This window comes from Cytobacillus horneckiae, from assembly GCF_002835735.1.
Classification (GTDB): domain Bacteria; phylum Bacillota; class Bacilli; order Bacillales; family Cytobacillaceae; genus Cytobacillus; species Cytobacillus horneckiae.
Genome location: NZ_PISD01000045.1, coordinates 1 through 1,700 on the forward strand (window position 1 = coordinate 1; position 1,700 = coordinate 1,700).

At 52.9% G+C, this 1,700-nt stretch carries 1 rRNA gene; it reads left to right on the top strand.

The window, feature by feature from the left end:
* Positions 1–134: 134 nt before the first annotated feature.
* Positions 135–1,685 (top strand): 16S ribosomal RNA (locus CWS20_RS19050).
* The last annotated feature ends 15 nt before the right edge of the window (positions 1,686–1,700 follow it).

Here is a 1,700-nt window from a genome sequence, read left to right on the forward strand (position 1 = left end):
TTTAAGAGGTCGCTTCTGAGCGAATGAGATTGATCTTTGAAAACTGAACGAACAAAAAACGTCAACGTTAATTCTAAAAAACAGCTGATTATACAGCTAGCACCATTGGTGCAAAAACGAGCTAATCAAACACTTTATTGGAGAGTTTGATCCTGGCTCAGGACGAACGCTGGCGGCGTGCCTAATACATGCAAGTCGAGCGAATCTGAGGGAGCTTGCTCCCAAAGATTAGCGGCGGACGGGTGAGTAACACGTGGGCAACCTGCCTGTAAGACTGGGATAACTTCGGGAAACCGGAGCTAATACCGGATAATCCCTTTCCTCACATGAGGAAAGGCTGAAAGACGGCGTCTAGCTGTCACTTACAGATGGGCCCGCGGCGCATTAGCTAGTTGGTGAGGTAACGGCTCACCAAGGCCACGATGCGTAGCCGACCTGAGAGGGTGATCGGCCACACTGGGACTGAGACACGGCCCAGACTCCTACGGGAGGCAGCAGTAGGGAATCTTCCGCAATGGACGAAAGTCTGACGGAGCAACGCCGCGTGAGTGATGAAGGTTTTCGGATCGTAAAACTCTGTTGTTAGGGAAGAACAAGTATCGGAGTAACTGCCGGTACCTTGACGGTACCTAACCAGAAAGCCACGGCTAACTACGTGCCAGCAGCCGCGGTAATACGTAGGTGGCAAGCGTTGTCCGGAATTATTGGGCGTAAAGCGCGCGCAGGTGGTTCCTTAAGTCTGATGTGAAAGCCCACGGCTCAACCGTGGAGGGTCATTGGAAACTGGGGAACTTGAGTGCAGAAGAGGAAAGTGGAATTCCAAGTGTAGCGGTGAAATGCGTAGAGATTTGGAGGAACACCAGTGGCGAAGGCGACTTTCTGGTCTGTAACTGACACTGAGGCGCGAAAGCGTGGGGAGCGAACAGGATTAGATACCCTGGTAGTCCACGCCGTAAACGATGAGTGCTAAGTGTTAGAGGGTTTCCGCCCTTTAGTGCTGCAGCAAACGCATTAAGCACTCCGCCTGGGGAGTACGACCGCAAGGTTGAAACTCAAAGGAATTGACGGGGGCCCGCACAAGCGGTGGAGCATGTGGTTTAATTCGAAGCAACGCGAAGAACCTTACCAGGTCTTGACATCCTCTGACAATCCTAGAGATAGGACGTTCCCCTTCGGGGGACAGAGTGACAGGTGGTGCATGGTTGTCGTCAGCTCGTGTCGTGAGATGTTGGGTTAAGTCCCGCAACGAGCGCAACCCTTGATCTTAGTTGCCAGCATTCAGTTGGGCACTCTAAGGTGACTGCCGGTGACAAACCGGAGGAAGGTGGGGATGACGTCAAATCATCATGCCCCTTATGACCTGGGCTACACACGTGCTACAATGGATGGTACAAAGGGCTGCAAGACCGCGAGGTTTAGCCAATCCCATAAAACCATTCTCAGTTCGGATTGCAGGCTGCAACTCGCCTGCATGAAGCCGGAATCGCTAGTAATCGCGGATCAGCATGCCGCGGTGAATACGTTCCCGGGCCTTGTACACACCGCCCGTCACACCACGAGAGTTTGTAACACCCGAAGTCGGTGGGGTAACCTTTTGGAGCCAGCCGCCTAAGGTGGGACAGATGATTGGGGTGAAGTCGTAACAAGGTAGCCGTATCGGAAGGTGCGGCTGGATCACCTCCTTTCTAAGGAATATACGG